15 protein-coding genes and 2 riboswitches are annotated in these 14,311 nt (G+C 52.9%); of the genes, 8 read left to right on the plus strand and 7 right to left on the minus strand.

Annotated features, from left to right (window positions below):
* Window positions 1-81: 81 nt before the first annotated feature.
* Complete coding sequence (locus tag WFJ73_RS21035) at window positions 82-600, minus strand: DUF3231 family protein (protein ID WP_336774906.1); 519 nt, start codon at window positions 598-600, stop codon at window positions 82-84.
* 2 nt (window positions 601-602) lie between these two features.
* Window positions 603-1,136, minus strand: a complete 534-nt coding sequence (locus tag WFJ73_RS21040) for a WGxxGxxG-CTERM domain-containing protein (RefSeq protein ID WP_336774907.1) — start codon at window positions 1,134-1,136, stop codon at window positions 603-605.
* 167 nt (window positions 1,137-1,303) lie between these two features.
* Between WFJ73_RS21040 and WFJ73_RS21045 the strand changes: the two genes are divergently transcribed.
* Together WFJ73_RS21045 and WFJ73_RS21050 are read left to right on the plus strand one after the other, a co-directional pair.
* Window positions 1,304-2,011, plus strand: coding sequence for a glycosyltransferase family A protein (locus WFJ73_RS21045; RefSeq protein ID WP_336774908.1), 708 nt, complete (start codon window positions 1,304-1,306; stop codon window positions 2,009-2,011).
* A gap of 74 nt (window positions 2,012-2,085) precedes the next feature.
* Window positions 2,086-2,370 (plus strand): alpha/beta-type small acid-soluble spore protein, encoded by a 285-nt coding sequence (locus tag WFJ73_RS21050; protein WP_336774909.1) that lies wholly within the window; start codon window positions 2,086-2,088, stop codon window positions 2,368-2,370.
* A 33-nt stretch (window positions 2,371-2,403) separates the two neighbouring features.
* Here WFJ73_RS21050 and WFJ73_RS21055 read toward each other — a convergent pair whose 3' ends face one another.
* The 4 genes from WFJ73_RS21055 to WFJ73_RS21070 all read right to left on the minus strand — a co-directional run bounded on the left by WFJ73_RS21055 (window position 2,404) and on the right by WFJ73_RS21070 (window position 6,403).
* Window positions 2,404-2,826, minus strand: coding sequence for a DUF1284 domain-containing protein (locus tag WFJ73_RS21055; protein WP_336774910.1), 423 nt, complete (start codon window positions 2,824-2,826; stop codon window positions 2,404-2,406).
* 64 nt (window positions 2,827-2,890) lie between these two features.
* Window positions 2,891-3,217: an MGMT family protein gene (locus tag WFJ73_RS21060; RefSeq protein WP_336774911.1), complete on the minus strand. Its 327-nt coding sequence runs from the start codon at window positions 3,215-3,217 to the stop codon at window positions 2,891-2,893.
* 93 nt (window positions 3,218-3,310) lie between these two features.
* Window positions 3,311-4,864, minus strand: a complete 1,554-nt coding sequence (locus WFJ73_RS21065) for a DHA2 family efflux MFS transporter permease subunit (protein ID WP_336774912.1) — start codon at window positions 4,862-4,864, stop codon at window positions 3,311-3,313.
* Between the two features lie 159 nt (window positions 4,865-5,023).
* Window positions 5,024-6,403: an aldehyde dehydrogenase gene (locus WFJ73_RS21070; RefSeq protein ID WP_336774913.1), complete on the minus strand. Its 1,380-nt coding sequence runs from the start codon at window positions 6,401-6,403 to the stop codon at window positions 5,024-5,026.
* Window positions 6,404-6,486: 83 nt separating this feature from the next.
* Here WFJ73_RS21070 and WFJ73_RS21075 point away from each other — a divergent pair, with 83 nt between their 5' ends.
* A complete protein-coding gene (locus WFJ73_RS21075; protein WP_336774914.1) occupies window positions 6,487-7,146 on the plus strand; it encodes a lysoplasmalogenase in 660 nt (219 codons plus the stop codon).
* A gap of 29 nt (window positions 7,147-7,175) precedes the next feature.
* Here the strand turns inward: WFJ73_RS21075 and rlmN are convergent, their stop codons facing one another.
* Window positions 7,176-8,246: a 23S rRNA (adenine(2503)-C(2))-methyltransferase RlmN gene (gene rlmN / locus WFJ73_RS21080; protein WP_336774915.1), complete on the minus strand. Its 1,071-nt coding sequence runs from the start codon at window positions 8,244-8,246 to the stop codon at window positions 7,176-7,178.
* Between the two features lie 362 nt (window positions 8,247-8,608).
* A riboswitch (cyclic di-AMP (ydaO/yuaA leader) is annotated at window positions 8,609-8,804 on the plus strand.
* A 110-nt stretch (window positions 8,805-8,914) separates the two neighbouring features.
* A riboswitch (cyclic di-AMP (ydaO/yuaA leader) is annotated at window positions 8,915-9,102 on the plus strand.
* Window positions 9,103-9,223: 121 nt separating this feature from the next.
* On the opposite strand from rlmN, the gene WFJ73_RS21085 reads away from it, so the two are divergent.
* The 5 genes from WFJ73_RS21085 to kdpC all read left to right on the plus strand — a co-directional run bounded on the left by WFJ73_RS21085 (window position 9,224) and on the right by kdpC (window position 14,258).
* Window positions 9,224-9,643, plus strand: a complete 420-nt coding sequence (locus WFJ73_RS21085; RefSeq protein WP_336774916.1) for a hypothetical protein — start codon at window positions 9,224-9,226, stop codon at window positions 9,641-9,643.
* 141 nt (window positions 9,644-9,784) lie between these two features.
* A complete protein-coding gene (gene kdpF / locus WFJ73_RS33430; RefSeq protein ID WP_201003172.1) occupies window positions 9,785-9,862 on the plus strand; it encodes a K(+)-transporting ATPase subunit F in 78 nt (25 codons plus the stop codon).
* A gap of 33 nt (window positions 9,863-9,895) precedes the next feature.
* Complete coding sequence (kdpA, locus tag WFJ73_RS21090; protein WP_336774917.1) at window positions 9,896-11,575, plus strand: potassium-transporting ATPase subunit KdpA; 1,680 nt, start codon at window positions 9,896-9,898, stop codon at window positions 11,573-11,575.
* A gap of 45 nt (window positions 11,576-11,620) precedes the next feature.
* On the plus strand, window positions 11,621-13,630 hold the full coding sequence (gene kdpB, locus WFJ73_RS21095; protein ID WP_442955981.1) for a potassium-transporting ATPase subunit KdpB: 2,010 nt from the start codon (window positions 11,621-11,623) through the stop codon (window positions 13,628-13,630).
* 25 nt (window positions 13,631-13,655) lie between these two features.
* Complete coding sequence (gene kdpC, locus WFJ73_RS21100; protein WP_336774919.1) at window positions 13,656-14,258, plus strand: potassium-transporting ATPase subunit KdpC; 603 nt, start codon at window positions 13,656-13,658, stop codon at window positions 14,256-14,258.
* Window positions 14,259-14,311: the final 53 nt, after the last annotated feature.

The following is a 14,311-nucleotide window of genomic DNA, read 5'->3' on the forward strand; positions in this document are numbered from 1 at the left end:
TCCTCCCAGTCTATATGTATCTGATGTATTCGTCAATCCTGCAAAAAGCCCTGCTCGCTGAGCAGGGCTTTTGCTTAATTTTTAGGCATGAACAGGCTCGGGGCGCTTCATTTGGAGCGGTGGAGGGATCAGCCACCCTTTCTTTTTGGACATCTCCAAAATACGCAAACCCAAGGCTGCCTTCGTCATGTGGTATTTGCCAAATAATGCGCCAATATCTTCCCTAATCGAAATACCCATTGCCTGACTGCATGCCACAAGACCCGTTGACAAACCGCCGGCAATGCCAAAGGCGATTTCGTTATCCGCGAATCTTGCTCCAGCAGGAATATCTTCAAGCTTAACCGGCGGTCTTTCGGGCATCGCAGGAGCAGGCGTTATCCCGTTATGGGTAAGCAACGCATCCAATTCCTTCGATTCCAGCCTCGACTGATCAATAAGATCCTCCAGGATCTTTTTGAGATCTTTATCGCCGGCATGGCTTAAATAAGCCTGACAGCAGGAAACGGCGCTTTTGGCCACCATAGACGCCTGCCATACGGCGTAGATCTCACCGTAGTGCATCGGCTCGTCTTTGGGATTACCACTTAGAATCCCCATATTTAGGTGCGCTCGCGATCACGGCTTCTAAGACCGAACAATCCGGCCAGACCAAGCAGACCAAGCCAGCCCCAGTTATTATTGCGGTTATTCGTGGTTGCCAAAGTACGGTAATTGCCGTTTGTTAAGGCGTGTGTTCCTGTAACCGTACCTGTAGTACCTGTTGTACTATAGCTGTTCATTCGGTTTGTATTGCCAATGAAGCTGTTTCGGTTCGGATTATAACCGTTATTGGTGCTGTAAGTGCCGGTAGTATTTAATCCGTAGCCGTTGGTCGTGCTGTAGTTATTAGTGCCGTAAGGATTTGTGCCGAATCCGTTCGTTCCGTTCATTGTTCCGTTGTAGTTGTTCGTACGGTTGGTTGTCGTGCTGCCGCCATCCGTTCCGTAAGTTCCGTAAGTCGTGGAACCGTAATGCGTGCTGCGGAAGTTATCCGTTGCGACCTCATCTTTGGCTGACGCAGCAAAGGCTGGTACAGAAGCGGCAGACATAAGAATAGTTGCGGCGCACAGCGTAGAGAACAATTTCTTTTTCATTGGCGAAAAACCTCCCTCGGATATTTGGTACATCCATAAGTGTGCTGTGAGGAAGGCACTGATATTCTGCCAGATTTTTAACTGGTGGGAATGCGGCCTATATCCAAACCATTCCTTCCGAATATAGTAATCTCATCAGACAAGACTTGGGAGGGGACAAGGGCGAGATGACCAAAGCCATTATTGTAGAAATCGAATTTAACAACCGTTCGAACAGAGGCGGTGTTTACCGGATTGGACTGACCCCTCAGTGGATTAAGTACCGGATGTCCATCTTTATGAAATATACGCTTCAAAGCCTGCTCAAGCAGACGAACCAGAACTTTCACGCTTTTATTCGTTATACGGAGCGGACTGAGGGAATTATAAGGGCTGAGCTTGCGAAATATCCGAAGCTGCCGGCGAATATCCGATTCGTGGCAGACAAGAAATACGGCAAAAAGCTGCAAAGAACGGTCGGCTCAAGTTCTACTTTTTACCTTGTCCGCCTTGACTGCGATGATACGTATCACCGCACCATGATCGATCAGCTTCATAAATACAAGCCAAAGCAAGGTACGCGGGCATTGATTAATCAGGCCGGCTACATTTATGACAGCGTACGGCACCGGGTGGCAACGGTCAGCAAATCCTCCCCGCCCTTTTATACATGGATTTACAATTCCGAGCAATACTTTGGCGGCTATCGATATAAGACGGTAGATGGGCACAGTGGAGTCATTAAGCATAAACATGAGGTTCTGACCAAGTCAGGCAAACGCAACTACATGGTTGTCGTGCATAACAAAAACACGCTGAATCAGAGACTTTTAAACAGACATACCTTTATCTCCAATAAAGCCAAAGTGGATGCCATTCTAGGCAAGTTTATTTAATTCTTCTCCTTCATAAATGCCGGGGCGGCAGGGAAAAGTAATACCGTCAAATTACGATGAGGCGGTGCGGCAAAATGGCAAGACGAAGCAGAAGATTACTTGTTCCTGAAGCAGGGGCGGCCATGCAGAACCTAAAGGCAAACGTGATGCGCCAGGAAGGCTATGCGGTAGACGAGAACAGACCGGATGACGTGAAATACGAAGTAGCTAGCGAGATGGGAATCCGGATGAACCGCAATGGCGATAACGGGAATATGAAAACCGAGGATGCCGGCCATGTCGGCGGAAAAATCGGCGGTGCGATGATCCGTGAAATGATCAGGATGGCGCAGGAGAAATTAGCAAAGCGGCAGCCTTAAGCTGCCGCTTTATTTTTATTGCGTAGATAGAGGTTAAGGCAATACCCTTAGAGTTTTGGCCTGCCGGATATGGGCAACCCCTTCCTGGCACAACCCGTATGGCTCCCAAGGGCAGTCATAGCAGAGCCTGTGGATATCATCGGGTTGAATAGCGGCAGCAACGCGCCCGATTAGCTCCTCCCAGCTTAACCGGTTTCCGGCCTCTAGCCCTAACTCGCCTAATATTTCGCTGTCCTTCCGATACACGCTTGGATTGTGGCAGTGATTCGGCTGATCCGATGGAAAGGCCGCGCAGATCTTATCCGGACCTTCGATAATTTCAAGGATCGTCTTCGGGTCGTTCCGCAGCGTTTCATAAACGGCTGTCATGTTCGTGCAGAAGCTTTCCGAATATCCCTTGCCGCGGTATCCAAGCAAACAAAACAGATGATGCCCTCTTAACGCGATGCTTTGCATGGGAACTGCTCCTCTCCCTGTATGTTAACCCGATTTTAACACAAAGGTTAACATATAGGGAGCTTTATCTATTCGGCGGGATTTCCGGTTCATGCCTGTATTCCTCCAGGTCAATTATTCCGTTAATCCCTATGTACACGCCTTCGGCCTCCAGCATATGCCTTTGCAGCATCCGCGATTCGTCTTCCTGAATAGCGATTTCTCCTTTGGCGTTCACCACCCGATGCCAAGGCAGCTGATGGGCACTGCTCAAAGCGTGCAGGATTCGTACGACCTGTCTTGCCCCGCGGCTGCTGCCTGCCAACCCCGCGATTTGCCCGTAGGTCATTACCTTCCCTTCCGGGATCCGCTTAATAATATCGACTACTCTCTGCGTATAAGGCTGTAACATAAACGTTTGTCCTTTCCCCGTATACTCAAAAAGGATCAGTTCCACTAGCGTTGGCTAATGAAACTGACCCTATTCGCGGTTAATTGATTTCCATTATCCCATATGAAGCCCTTCGAGAGCCGCTTCCGGCTTTTCGGCCTGCGTGTTCTCTCCGGAATTTTTCTTGCCTCTACGAAGCAGAAGCCCTAACAGGGCACCGATTATAGCAACAAATACCATAATGCCAAAGGTATAGTCAAATGCATCAACAGCCAATGCCAGAAGCTGCTGCAGCTGCTCCGGACTTGCCTGCGCGGCACCGCTTCCCGCGGTTTGGTTCGCCAGCGCTTCGGGCGGAACGTTTGCTTCAGCCATCAGCTTCGCAATCCGCTTGGTCAGAACCGTTACGAGCAGCGCAACCGCCAGCGAGCTGATCACCTGCTGCATCGCGCTCGTAAGCGAAGTAACGCGGCTGACCAGCTCCCGCGGCGTCTTGTTGATCAGATGGGAATTAAGAGGCATCATCATAAGCCCCATTCCCGAGCCGGCCATAATAAGAGGCAGCAGCAAATCCTCTCTGCCTGTATGAATATCCAGATGCGAATACTGGAAGATCGCGCCAGATACAAGGCTAAGCCCGATCACAACCAGCCAGCGGACACCGATCCGGTCAAACAAATAGCCGCCGATCGGCATCATGCAAGCCGAAGCCAGCGCTTGCGGAAATAAGGTAAGTCCGGTGTCAAACGCACCGTAGCCGCGGCCTTGCTGAAGAAATTGCGGCAGCAGGAAAATCGCGCCAAACAGCGAGAACTGGACAATCCACTGCACCACAATGCCGAACGAGAAATCAATCGAGCGGAACACCCGAAGATCCAGCAGCGGATGCTTCGCGCGCAGCTCTACGATAATAAAAACGATCAGCGCTACGCCGCCAGCGATAAGGCCGGTGAGCGTTTTATCCGAAGTCCAGCTCTCCGCGCCCTGGTTAACGCCATAGGATAACGCGGCGAAAGCGAGCGGCCCCAGAATCATGCCCGGAATATCCAATCCGGCAAGCTTCTTGGTCGCCAGCTTCGGCAGACTCCATAACCCGAACAATACGCTGATAATACCTACCGGCAGATTGATCAGGAAGATCCAGCGCCAAGAATGGTATTCGACCAGCCAGCCGGAAAGAATGGGACCAATGGCCGGCGCCAGCAGAATCGGCACGCCCAGCATCCCCATGACCTGCCCTACTTTATTGGGCGGACTCAGCCGGTAAACATACGCCATCGCAACGGGCAGCACAAATCCGCCGCCAAGCCCTTGAATGACGCGGAACATAATCAGCGTCTGCGGGTCATTCGGCAGCGCGCATAGGAGTGAGCCAATCGTAAAGAGAATGACCGAGGTTAGAAAAACCGTCTTGGCGCCGAACCGGTCGGACAGCCAGCCCGCAAGCGGAATGACGGCGGCTTGTGCCAGCATATAGCCCGTTACGGTCCATTGCAGAGTGGGAAGCTGCGTATGGAAATCCTCTACGAGCTTCGATAAAGCGACGTTCATCGCTGTTGTATCGAGAATAACCATAAAACAGCCGAGAATAATCGCGACAAGCGGAAGCAGGATGCTTTTTATGCTGAATTCCTGCTCCTGGGGTTTATCCGTTAACCGTTGTTCCATCCGTATAACCTCCTACATGGAATACCCCATTACGCCAAGGATGAGAGGGACAACGGCAGTCAGTAATGGTAGTGTGCTACCCCATGTTACTGAGCAAATTGGGCGAAGTCAATCGATTTTTTGGTAAAAAATACATAAAACGTTTTCAGCTGCATCAGGCTATTTCATCAGCCTCCGAATGATCGAAAGACCACCCTTGGCAGACGGATAACGGAAGGCAAAATCGAACCTGGTCGTTTGCTTCAGCACGCTTTTCATATGGGAGAAGGTCTTGAAGCTGTACTCGCCATGGTAAGCTCCCAACCCGCTCTCCCCCACTCCGCCAAACGGCAAATACGGCGTCGCCAGATGCATGAGCGTATCGTTGATGCATCCGCCGCCAAACGGCACCGCCTCGGTCACCCGCTTCTGAATAGCCGCATTCTCGCTGAACAGATAGAGAGCAAGCGGCTTCGGACGCGCATTGATCTGATCGATCGCTTCCTGAAGCTCGTCATAGACCAATACCGGCAGAATCGGGCCAAAAATCTCCTCCTGCATGACCGGCATATTCCAGTCCACGTGGGTTAATACGGTAGGCTCGATCCGGAGCGCCATTTCGTCTGCCCCTCCGCCCATGACAGCCTCCCCTTCGCGAAGGAAGCCTGCAAGCCGCTGGAAATGCCGCTCCGATATGATTTTGCCGTAATCCTTATGCTCAAGCGGATTCTGTCCATAGAACTTCGTTACCGACTTGCGGAGCTGCTGAAGGAACTCCTCCAGAACGCTGTGATGCACGAGCACGTAATCCGGCGCGATGCAGGTCTGCCCGGCGTTAATGAATTTGCCGAAGGCAAGACGTCTTGCGGCCAGCTTGAGATTGGCGTCATGATGCACGATAGCCGGGCTTTTGCCCCCAAGCTCCAGCGTAACCGGCGTCAAATGCTTGGCAGCCGCCGCCATAACCTGCTTGCCGACGTTAACGCTGCCCGTGAAGAAAATCTTATCGAACGGCAGGTCCAGCAGCTCCTTGCTTACTTCAACTCCGCCTTCCATTACGGCTATGTAAGAAGGGTCGAACGTATCCTGAACAAGCGAGGACATGACCTCCGACACTGCCTGCGAAAGCTCCGACGGCTTCAGGATTGCGGTATTGCCCGCTGCTATAGCTCCGACAAGCGGCGCCATCGCAAGCTGGAACGGATAGTTCCACGGAGCGATAATAAGCGCGGTGCCAAGCGGCTCCGGCACGATGTAGCCTTTGCTGCCCATGTGGGTAAGCGCCGTTTTGACCTTGGCGGGCTTCATCCACCGCTTCAACCGCTTCTGCACAAAAGAGATTTCCTTCAGGACAAGTCCAATCTCAAGCATATAGGACTCCTGCTCGCTCCGGTTAAGGTCAAGCCGAAGCGCCTGCATAATCGCATCCTCGCGTTCCGTAATGGCTTGGCGCAGCTTGGCCAGCTGTGCCTGCCGGAATTCGAGACTCCGGGTTGCCCCCGTCCCGTAATAATGCCGCTGCTTCTCCAGCAATTGTTGAGCTGTCATATTCACGTTCATGCGATACCCCGCCTTTTCGATATTAATCCAGACTTTAAAAATGAAAATCTATGCTATAGTTAGGAAAAAAGGAGCGATGCCGATTGATCAAAATACTGCCTGCCCTTATTCTGCTCATGGGCTTGCTTTACATTTTTATCATTCCTGCTGAACCGCATGCCGTCAAGCTAATTTTCAAAGCGATCCCTATGCTGCTGATTATCGCTTATGCTTACTTGCAGTCCGCGCAAAACGGTAAGCGGTTTCAACGGATCCTGCTAACCGGTCTTGTCTTCAGCGTTGTTGGCGATGTCACCCTGGGTAACTTTGTCGTAGGGCTGTCCGCTTTTTTGATCGGCCATTTGTTTTATTTAAGCGGATTTTTCGGGCAGTGGAGGTTTTCCTTCTGGCGGCTCGTAACGATTATTCCAATCGGCGTGTATGCCGTATATATGGGCTACGAGCTGCTTGATGGGCTTACGAAATCGGGGGACGACGCTCTGAAAATCCCCGTTCTTGTCTATGTAACCGCCATTTCGCTGATGGGCTGGTCGGCCATGATGTCCGGCAACGCATGGGCGGTTGCGGGTGCCCTGCTCTTTATGGCTTCCGATTCCATTCTTGCCTGGAATAAGTTTATTTCGGATATTGCCGGGTCAGACGTGCTCATTATGGCCACTTATTATGCTGCTCAATTCTGCATCGCCGCCTGCATCGGATACCGGGGCCGCACAGCTCCCAAGCAAAAAGCCATGATCCTCTGATCATGGCTTTGATTATGCCTGGCCGGTTGTTATCCGGCTTTTTCCTTATTCATCTGCTTGCTGCGCAGCTGGCCGCAAGCCGCGTCGATGTCGGCGCCATGCTCGAGGCGGACGCTGACGCTGACGTCTTGTTTTTTCAGCGTATCGTAGAAGCTCTTAATGGAGTCGTTCTCGCTGCGCTGGTATTGGCTATGCTCGTCAACCGGATTATAAGGAATCAGGTTCACGTTCACGAGGGAGCGGCGGCGGTCGCCCACCAGCTCGGCAAGCTCAAGCGCATGCTCCGGCCGGTCGTTGACGTCCTTGAGCAGAATATACTCCAGCGTAATGCGGCGGTTCGTCCGCTCCAGATAATAATCGATCGCATCCATCAGCTTCTCGATCGGAATCGCTCGGTTGATCTTCATAATCCGCGTCCGCAGCTCATTATTAGGAGCATGCAGCGAGACCGCGAGGTTAACCCCTTGATCCTTGTCGGCAAACTCTCTGATTTTGTCCGCGAGGCCGCTTGTCGATACCGTAATATGGCGCGGACCGATAGCCAGACCTTTATGATCCTTCACCGTTGTAAGGAAGTCGTTCAGGTGAATAAAGTTATCGAACGGCTCGCCAATGCCCATAACAACGATATGGCTGACCTTCTCGCCTTGGCCGGATTCGTCGAGATGAAGCTGAATCTTCATAATCTGCTCGACAATCTCGCCGCTTGTCAGATCCCTGCTCTTCTTCAACAGGCCGCTCGCACAGAAGCTGCAGCCGATGTTGCAGCCAACCTGCGTGGTTACGCAGACCGACAAGCCGAACTTATGGCGCATCATCACCGTCTCGATCAGGTTGCCGTCATCCAGCTTGAGCAGCAGCTTGACCGTGCCGTCCTTCGACACCTGCTTCGTATGCTCGACCAGCGTCTGGATCGCAAAGTTCTCTTCCAGCAGCTTCACGAGGTCCGGATGAACATCCGTCATATCCGCAAAGCTCGTAACCCGCTTCCGGTACAAGTATTCCCACACCTGGGTCGCCCGGAACTTTTTATGCCCGCGCTCGCCCAGCCATGATGTTAATTGCTCTAATGTAAATCCATATATGGATGGTGTATTCATCGTTTTTCCTCTTTTCGTGAAACGCGGCCAAAGCCGCATACTGTTCCTATTGTCCCAAAATTAGCTGATGAAAACAAGGGGCCATTATAGTGCCGCTCAGCTCCTTACCGGCCCCTCCACCGCCGTAAAACGGTTTTTCCGTCTTATTCTGCTACTCCGGACAAACCGATTTGGGCTTGGGTTATACCTGCATTTCACAACGAATTACAGCATTCGAGAGATATAAGGTCCAAGAAGGAGCATGGTAGAGTTCCCTCCAAATGTAAACGCTCTAACCAAACTCCTTGTCAGAATTAGACAATATGCCGCCTCTACGGTTCATTTACAACTTCGGCCGTCAGGCGTAATATACGATTCAGCAAATGTAACAATCGCTGAGTTTCCGTTAAGGGAAACGGGGGAACCAATCGATAAGCGGCATGGCAACGGTGTGAGAGCCGGCGCGGCATGCTTATCCGGGGTGAATCCGGGAAAAGGCTGCGCGCGGCCGGACCCGGTAGGGCGACTCTCACCGTCCGAATCCGTCAGCTAACCTCGTAAGCGATGAAAATGCGACTGTCCAGTAGGCAGGGCATTTTCCAAGTAGAGAGGATGATGTGATCTTGTGACCTTCCAAGGCCGCGGGGATCTTTCCTCTGCGGCTTTTTCTCATGCCCATTTTTAATCAACTGTCTTTATCGCTTAATCCCCTTCACGGGGGGAACGGGGGAACCAATCGGGCAGCCGGCTGTTCCATACAGCCAGCATTGTCCACGGGGTGAATCGCCGAAGCAGCTCCATCTGAGCTCATCGGCGTAGGGCGACTCTTACGCCCGAATCCGTCAGCTAACTTCGTCAGCGTACCAAGAGAGGCAACGATGATCGTGAATATAGGCGCGGTTTATTTCCTGCTGCGCTTATAAGCCGCGTGAAGAGTCCCTCTTCCGCGGCTTTTTTGTTTGTCGTTGATTCCTCTAACCAAAAGAGGAGCGTAAACCATGGACGATTATATACTTGTCTCCGCACCCAATGTGCAGGGCGAGGATTTTATTAAACAGCTGCTGCACCGGCATATCCCGTTTGCCGCCATCGTGAACAATAAGACCGAATACGGGCGGATGCTGGAGCTTGGCGTGTCAACGATTATCGTCATCAATACAACTGACGAGGCTACATGGCGTGTCCCGGAGCTGCCGGTCGGACGAATCTTTTTATTCGAAAGGAGCCTGAATCTGTGCTGCCGCTATATCCAGATCTGCCGCAGCTGGACATCCAAATCGATCTGCGTCGTTACGGACAGCGCAAATCCCCGTCTGATCTATAAAGGGATGGGTGCTAATTATGTCATTCATTCCAATCATGCGGATACATCCTTTTTAATCATAAACGACCTCATGGCAAGCCAAGATAATCGGTAAGACCGAAAGTTATTCGCCATTCTTTTAGGAGGAATCCGCTATGCAGGATATCTATATGGTGCTGCTTCTGGCAGCGATATTCATACTCTTCGCCGGCTTTATGCATTGGTGCGACCGGGCCATTCAAGAGGAGGATCAGCGATGATTGTCACGTTAGTGCTTGCCCTGTTTCTCTTTCTTTACTTGATATACGCCTTGATTAATCCGGAGAAATTCTAAACCCTTATCAAATGCTGGGAGGCCGCAATGGCAATGGATATTTTACAGCTCCTTATCGTGGTTGGCGTGCTTGTACTGCTCGTCAAACCGCTCGGAACCTATGTGTACCACGTATACTCGGATCAACCGAACCGGACCGACCGCCTATTCGGCGGAACCGAACGGTTCATTTATAAATTAATCGGGCTGAAATCGCGTGAAGGCATGACCTGGAAAAAGTACGCGTTAAGCTTCCTTTTCACGAATATCGTGCTGGTCGCGATCAGTTATTTGATTCTGCGCCTGCAGGGCAGCCTTCCTGGCAACCCCAACGGCATTGGCGCCATGGAAGAAACGCTGTCGTTCAATACCGTTATCAGCTTTATTACGAATACGAACCTGCAGCATTACAGCGGCGAGACCGGGCTGTCCTATTTCTCGCAGATGGCCGTCATTATGATGATGATGTTCACCTCGGCGGCTACCGGCTTCTCGGTTGCAATTGCTTTTATCCGCGGCTTGACGAGCAGGGGCAGCACCATCGGCAACTTCTTTACCGACTTCGTGAAATCCCACACGCGGATTTTCCTGCCGCTCGCAACGCTCATTACGCTGGTTCTTGTGGCACTTCACGTGCCGCAGACCCTGCAGCCTAACGTAACGGCAACAACGCTGGAAGGGGCAACGCAAAGCATCGCAATCGGTCCGGTTGCTTCTCTGGAATCGATTAAGCACTTGGGTACAAACGGCGGCGGTTTCTTTGGCGTCAACTCGGCGCATCCTTTCGAGAATCCGAGCCCGCTTACGAACGTCATCGAGATTCTGTCCATGTGGGCGCTGCCTGCTTGCCTGCCTTATGTATACGGTCGTTTCGCGGGTAACCGCAAGCAAGGCTGGGTTGTATTTGGCGCCATGATGTCGCTGTTCCTGGTATTCCTTGCAACGGTCTACACGGCTGAGCTGCATGGCAATCCGGTTATGAACAATCTTGGCGCAGACGCCTCGCAAGGCAGCATGGAGGGCAAGGAAGTCAGGTTTGGCATTGCCCAATCCTCCCTCTTTACGGCGGTGACGACGGCGGCCACTACCGGTTCGGTCAATAACATGCATGATACGCTGACCCCGATCGGCGGTCTTGTCCCGCTGGCGGAGATGATGCTGAACGTTGTGTTTGGAGGTAAAGGCGTTGGCCTCGTCAATATGCTGATGTATGCGATTCTTGCGGTCTTTATCGCGGGACTAATGGTCGGTCGGACACCTGAGTTTCTCGGGCGGAAAATCGAACCAAAGGAAATGAAGCTGATCGCGATCGCGATTCTCGTTCATCCGTTTATTATTTTGGCGCCAACCGCCATTGCTTTCCTGACGGATCTTGGCCAGGGTGCCATCACGAACCCAGGCTTTCACGGCATCTCGCAGGTGCTCTATGAATACACCTCGTCAGCGGCGAATAACGGCTCCGGCTTTGAAGGTCTTGCCGACAATACGCCGTTCTGGAACATGACGACCGGCCTCGTCATGCTGCTTGGACGGTATGTTTCGATGATTGCCATGCTGGCTGTAGCCGGATCCTTGGTCCGCAAAAAGCCCGTACCGGAAACGATCGGAACATTCCGGACGGACAACGTGCTGTTTGGCGGGATTCTAGTAGGAACCGTCGTTATTGTCGGCGCGCTGACGTTCCTGCCTGCCGTTGTACTTGGACCTATTGCAGAGCATTTAACGATTCGCTAACGGATAAGGATGAGGTGAATAACCGTGACCACACAACGTAAATCCATGCTGACCTCGGCGATTATAAGTCGCGCGGCGAAGGACAGCTTTCTGAAATTAAATCCGCTGACCATGATGAGAAATCCCGTCATGTTTGTCGTAGAGGTCGGCACGCTTGTCGTCCTGCTGATGACGATTTTCCCCGGCTACTTCGGAACGGAGGGACGAATAGGATTCAATCTGACGGTCTTTCTGATCCTGCTGTTCACCGTCCTGTTCGCTAATTTCGCGGAAGCGCTGGCCGAAGGACGGGGCAAAGCCCAGGCGGACTCGCTCAAGAAGAGCAAAAAGGACATTACGGCAAACAAAGTTACGGGCCAGACCATAAAACAGGTATCGTCAACCGAGCTCCGCAAAGGCGATATCGTCGTTGTCTCCGAAGGAGAGATGATTCCGGGTGACGGCGAAATTATCGAAGGCCTTGCCTCTGTCGACGAGTCGGCAATCACCGGCGAATCTGCACCGGTGATCAAGGAAGCCGGCGGCGACTTCAGCTCGGTAACGGGCGGCACCCGCGTTGTCAGCGACCGGATCAAGGTCCGGATTATGAGCGATCCCGGCGAATCGTTTATCGACCGCATGATCTCTCTGGTTGAAGGCGCCAAACGCCAAAAGACGCCTAACGAGCTGGCGCTGAACACGCTGCTCACCAGCCTGACGCTGATCTTCCTGATCGTTGTGGTTACCCTTGCGCCAATCGCCAAATATGTTGGCGTAGAACTTGACATACCGGTGCTTATCGCCCTGCTGGTCTGTCTCATCCCGACTACCATCGGCGGTCTGCTCTCAGCAATCGGGATCGCCGGCATGGACCGGGTGACGCAGTTTAACGTGCTGGCCATGTCCGGCAAAGCGGTAGAAGCAGCCGGCGACATTAATACGATGATTCTGGATAAGACCGGTACCATCACGTACGGCAACCGGATGGCAAGCGACTTCCTGCCCGTCAAAGGCGTAACCGTTCAGGAGCTTGGCGAGTGGGCGGCGGTCAGCTCGGCCAAGGACGAAACGCCGGAGGGCCGTTCCGTCCTGGAGCTGATGAAGAGCAAACAGCTGAGCTATCAGGCCCAACTTGCCGAGAATGCGCAGGTCATTGCGTTTACGGCCGAGACCCGGATGAGCGGTCTGGATCTTCCGGACGGTCGGAAAGTCCGCAAGGGCGCCGTCGATGCCGTGAAGAAATGGGTAGCTTCCCAAGGCGGCACCGTCCCGTCCGATCTCGACGCTACCGGCGAAGGAGTTGCCGTGCTTGGCGGTACGCCGCTCGCCGTTGCGGTTGATAACCGCATCTACGGGATTATTTATTTGAAGGATACCGTGAAGCCGGGCATGCAGGAGAGATTCGAGCAGCTACGCCGCATGGGGATCAAGACGATTATGTGTACCGGCGACAACCCGCTGACAGCCGCAACGATTGCCCGCGAAGCCGGGGTTGACGATTTTGTGGCGGAGAGTAGGCCCGAGGATAAAATCGCGCTGATCCGCCGCGAGCAGGCGGCAGGCAGCCTGGTTGCGATGACGGGCGACGGGACGAACGACGCTCCGGCGCTTGCCCAGGCTGACGTTGGCCTTGCCATGAACAGCGGTACCGTTGCCGCGAAGGAAGCGGCCAATATGATCGACCTGGATTCCGACCCGTCCAAAATTATCGAGGTCGTTGCGATCGGCAAGCAGCTCCTGATGACGCGCGGCGCGCTGACGACTTTTAGTATCGCGAACGATATCGCCAAATATTTTGCCATTATTCCGGCCATGTTTATGATCGCGATCCCTCAGATGGACGCCCTGAACATTATGAAGCTTGGCTCGCCGTCTTCGGCCATTCTGTCCGCGCTTATCTTTAACGCGATCATCATTCCGCTGCTCATTCCGCTGGCTATGCGGGGGGTGCAGTATAAACCGATGAGCGCGTCGAGGCTGCTAAGCAAAAACCTGCTGATCTACGGACTTGGCGGCGTCCTTGCCCCGTTCGTCGGCATTAAGCTGATCGACCTGCTTGTTCATGTATGGATCTAGACCGATCTGAAAGGAAGAGATAATCATGACGAACTCCACATCTTCATCGGGATCTAACGGCTCTCTCTTTATGATTGCCTTAAGAGCCAGTATCGCGTTTATTCTGCTATGCGGCATTATTTACCCGTTAGTGTCAACGGGCCTTGCGCAGTTGCTCTTCCCTCATCAGGCGAACGGCAGCATGATCAAGGATTCGAACGGCCGGATTATCGGTTCCTCCTTGATCGGGCAAAGCTTCACCGACCCTGCTTATTTCCAAGGACGGGTATCCAGCATCGACTATAAAGCGGAAGCATCCGGATCCAACAACTACGCGCCTTCGAATCCCGACATGCTGCAGCGGACCAAAGATTCGATTGCCGCCTGGCAGGCTGCCAATCCCGACGTTCCGGTCAGCCAGCTTCCGCTTGCGCTGATTACCAACTCCGGCTCGGGTCTTGACCCGCATATTACGCCGGCATCCGCCGACGTTCAAATCCCCCGCATCAGCAAGCTGACCGGTCTATCGCCGGATACGCTGAAGGAGCTGGTTAAAAAGCATACCGACGGACGGGATCTTGGCGTCTTTGGCGACCCCCGCGTGAATGTGCTGGAGCTGAACATCGAATTAAGCCAGCTCCGCAAATGAGGTTAAGCCCCGCCTGCCCGCAAGTGGCGCAGACTGGGCTTTCCCGAGGTTTA

Origin of the sequence: Paenibacillus sp. MMO-58 (assembly GCF_037146255.1) — a bacterium.
GTDB lineage: Bacteria > Bacillota > Bacilli > Paenibacillales > Paenibacillaceae > Pristimantibacillus.

Bases quoted from the DNA above. Each gene is read 5' to 3' on its own strand.
- WFJ73_RS21050 (WP_336774909.1), top strand. From the start codon at position 2,086: ATGGCAAGACGAAGCAGAAGATTACTTGTTCCTGAAGCAGGGGCGGCC.
- kdpB (WP_442955981.1), top strand. From the start codon at position 11,621: ATGCTGACCTCGGCGATTATAAGTCGCGCGGCGAAGGACAGCTTTCTG.
- WFJ73_RS21045 (WP_336774908.1), top strand. From the start codon at position 1,304: ATGACCAAAGCCATTATTGTAGAAATCGAATTTAACAACCGTTCGAAC.
- WFJ73_RS21060 (WP_336774911.1), bottom strand. From the start codon at position 3,217: ATGTTACAGCCTTATACGCAGAGAGTAGTCGATATTATTAAGCGGATC.
- WFJ73_RS21035 (WP_336774906.1), bottom strand. From the start codon at position 600: ATGGGGATTCTAAGTGGTAATCCCAAAGACGAGCCGATGCACTACGGT.
- kdpA (WP_336774917.1), top strand. From the start codon at position 9,896: ATGGATATTTTACAGCTCCTTATCGTGGTTGGCGTGCTTGTACTGCTC.
- WFJ73_RS21070 (WP_336774913.1), bottom strand. From the start codon at position 6,403: ATGAACGTGAATATGACAGCTCAACAATTGCTGGAGAAGCAGCGGCAT.
- WFJ73_RS21040 (WP_336774907.1), bottom strand. From the start codon at position 1,136: ATGAAAAAGAAATTGTTCTCTACGCTGTGCGCCGCAACTATTCTTATG.
- kdpC (WP_336774919.1), top strand. From the start codon at position 13,656: ATGACGAACTCCACATCTTCATCGGGATCTAACGGCTCTCTCTTTATG.
- kdpF (WP_201003172.1), top strand. From the start codon at position 9,785: ATGATTGTCACGTTAGTGCTTGCCCTGTTTCTCTTTCTTTACTTGATA.
- WFJ73_RS21055 (WP_336774910.1), bottom strand. From the start codon at position 2,826: ATGCAAAGCATCGCGTTAAGAGGGCATCATCTGTTTTGTTTGCTTGGA.
- WFJ73_RS21085 (WP_336774916.1), top strand. From the start codon at position 9,224: ATGGACGATTATATACTTGTCTCCGCACCCAATGTGCAGGGCGAGGAT.
- rlmN (WP_336774915.1), bottom strand. From the start codon at position 8,246: ATGAATACACCATCCATATATGGATTTACATTAGAGCAATTAACATCA.
- WFJ73_RS21065 (WP_336774912.1), bottom strand. From the start codon at position 4,864: ATGGAACAACGGTTAACGGATAAACCCCAGGAGCAGGAATTCAGCATA.